The sequence below is a fragment of the Ruegeria lacuscaerulensis genome (assembly GCF_013031245.1).
Classification (GTDB): Bacteria; Pseudomonadota; Alphaproteobacteria; order Rhodobacterales; family Rhodobacteraceae; genus Ruegeria; species Ruegeria lacuscaerulensis_C.
The window spans coordinates 1-2,580 of record NZ_WPZL01000086.1 but is presented as its reverse complement, the minus strand read 5'-3'; the positions used below and the strand labels follow the sequence as shown (position 1 = coordinate 2,580).

At 52.5% G+C, this 2,580-nt stretch carries 4 protein-coding genes and 1 pseudogene; 2 read left to right on the top strand and 3 right to left on the bottom strand.

The features are described 5' to 3' along the window. The coding region (locus GOX66_RS25700) for a hypothetical protein (protein WP_214652782.1) at nt 1-184 on the top strand (184 nt) is incomplete at its 5' end. Nucleotides 185-189: 5 nt separating this feature from the next. On the opposite strand, the gene GOX66_RS25365 is transcribed toward GOX66_RS25700, so the two are convergent. From GOX66_RS25365 to GOX66_RS25355, 3 genes are read right to left on the bottom strand one after another with little or no spacing between them, the layout of a single operon-like run. Continuing rightward, nucleotides 190-699 carry a hypothetical protein gene (locus GOX66_RS25365; protein ID WP_170766677.1) on the bottom strand — a complete coding sequence of 170 codons (510 nt, stop codon included), beginning with the start codon at nt 697-699 and terminating at the stop codon, nt 190-192. Nucleotides 700-719: 20 nt separating this feature from the next. Next, complete coding sequence (locus tag GOX66_RS25360) at nt 720-1,076, bottom strand: hypothetical protein (RefSeq protein WP_170766674.1); 357 nt, start codon at nt 1,074-1,076, stop codon at nt 720-722. A gap of 13 nt (nt 1,077-1,089) precedes the next feature. Further along, on the bottom strand, nt 1,090-2,067 hold the full coding sequence (locus GOX66_RS25355) for a COG3904 family protein (RefSeq protein WP_170766672.1): 978 nt from the start codon (nt 2,065-2,067) through the stop codon (nt 1,090-1,092). Nucleotides 2,068-2,312: 245 nt separating this feature from the next. Here GOX66_RS25355 and GOX66_RS25990 point away from each other — a divergent pair. Beyond that, nucleotides 2,313-2,489 (top strand): annotated as a pseudogene (locus GOX66_RS25990) (IS6 family transposase); the annotation flags it as partial. Nucleotides 2,490-2,580 lie beyond the last annotated feature (91 nt).

The window sequence follows — 2,580 nt, the reverse complement described above, 5'->3', positions numbered from 1 at the left end:
CATTCGTCAAACAGGCGCTAACTCCACAAAGGTCAATGGTCAAAAGTTTGCAACAGATCCTGGCGATGATCCTTCCTTTCTTTATTCGAATGACTACGGCGCCTGCACATCAGAGAGGTTCATCGGCTCTCCTGAGAATATTATCCCGGCGATTACGACTGCTTTCAAGAATTGCGTCCGATAATCCAATCATTCGTCCGCTCCCGCACATTCATTGGCCAGGTTCCGTAGGCTTGCGTCGATCGGTTCAGCGCCGATGTCATTTGACAGACGCGCATAAAACGGTGCGTATGACCGTGAAAACCGCCCGACGTATTCGCAAAAGAACCCGTCAAGTATCGCAGCATCACAGGCGGCCGATTTACGGCAGAACGACAATTCGTCAAGAAACACTTGCATCCGAAACAGCGCTTCATCCATCTGCTTCCGGTTCTTATGCCTAGTATAGACAGCGTCGACGGCTAGTGCATATCCAGGCTCAGTTAAGCCACCCGCTTTAGTGGCAATCACCAATTCGGGATAGTCTTGCCAAAATGCCAAAAGCCGGCTGCGCGCTGCTACCAGATCAGAGCCGCCAAAGCGTTCGATATAACCAAGCGATCGGTTTTGTGCAGCGACGACGCGCTCGCTATGTTGGTCAGCAAAGTATTTCCAGATGCCAAAAACCGCGATGAGAGTAGCAATGATCTTCAGCGACAATTCGATCCGCTCAACCCTGGTCATTCTGCTTCGACCCGGCAATTATCTGGATAGAACCGATAAGCATCGGTGCCCTCTGACAGTGTCACTCCGCTCAGACAATTGAGATTTGGCACGGTCAGCACTAGGAAACTGTCGTATTCTTCAGAGAATTCAGGATTCGGCATTTCATTTACGAGTTTGTCGAGAATGCTGACCTCACCTTGGGGCGGGCATTCCGTGACGTCTACATAGACAAGATCGCCCATGGCCCGATAAAGCCCGATATTGTCGACGATGCATTCTAGATCGTCTGACTGAAGACGGTAGAAATTCTTGTCTTGCGAAAGCCCCTGCGTCGCCGAAAGGGCAAGAAGGATGATTGACAGGTACCTCATAAGCGTTCGATCCTCAGATGCAGAAGCGAAATGCCGCAGAAAGCATTTCCCAATCGGTTTCAGTGGTTTCGATCTTGGCTTCTTGCGGCCCTCCGGCGACCCGCGGTTGCAAATAGACTACGCTCATATTTTTCGCGGACAGAATCGAGGGTACATCTGACGATGCCAACTGGAAGGTGAAATAGCTGTTGGTGTCATCACCGCGTACCGAAAAGCCCCGAACCGGGATTTGTCGCCCGTCAAGCTCGACAACCGCGTCTTCTGGTCCGCTGCCTTCATCGCCAATCCAGGGGTGATCAGCGGTCAGCAGAAGATGCGGCAGCCCATCCCTGCAGTAAGCCGTTAGCTGAAAGGCGTGATCATAGCCACGGGTCGCGTCCAGTCGCCGGCTGACTGCGATGATACCCTGCCGGTAGGGTTCGATGGAGAATGATGAAAACCCGGCAGGCGTCAAAAGGTCGAATTCCTCCAATTCCTCTGGTGTCGGGTAGTTCATTTTCGTCGCCCCGGCACTGCTCGCGGTTACAAAAATCCGCGCGTCCACGCCCATTTCGATCAGGTACGACACCGCATCCGCAGCGACAAGCTGTCCCGCTGCTAGTCCACCCTCTCCGGGCAAATCGCCTTGCGCGAGGTAGAAGCGATGAAACCCTAACCGACTGTCCCCGTTGATCTTGCGGACAACGCCTCCGAGAAAAGCATAGGCGCAGGCGCTCACGCATTGGCCGTCTTCGATATTGTCGAACCGCTCGAATTGGGCATCGTTCAGGGTAGAGGTCACATAGGCCGCGCGACCGACCTCGGTATGCAAACCCCGTTCCCTTATAAGACGGCCTAGGGCCAGACCGGCTTGGAAGGACCCGCCTCCGCTGTTCAATAGCACTTTGAACCCATCCATACGGTTCTCTAGCGCTAGCTCAACCTCGGTTAGCATCTCGGTGGTAATTTTCCCGTCGATGATAATGAAACAGCTTTCCGCCGCATTGCCCATACACTCGTCAGCAATGCGGGTAGGCTCGGCTAAAAGCGGGCTGGCGGATAAAAAAAACGCGAAGACAGACGTACGTAACATTATGATGGAATGGTACCAATTTTGTTACTTTTTTGGGAGTCAATATCCGTAGTCGCTATCGTGATGCAATTGCACTGACTGATACCTGGGATCAGGATTCATAGGCTTTGTCGCAAACTTTCGGCATCTCTGTCTGAGACGAGAGAAAGGAGCCAACCGGGACGATCTCATTCAAGGGTGCACACTTTCCGAAAGATGTGATCTCGCACGCTTTGTTCTTTTATCTGCGCTATTCAGCGTCGTACCGTGATCTGGAGTAAATCCTGGCTGAGCGAAGCGTTTCCGTCGATCATGCAACCATAAACCACTGGATCGTTAAGTATTCACCGCTGCTTGCTGACTAAGCACGTCGTCGGAAACGTAGCTGCGATCGATCTTGGCGAATGGATGAGACTCTGAGTAATTGAACAGCAGCTCTCTTGGCCGGTGCAT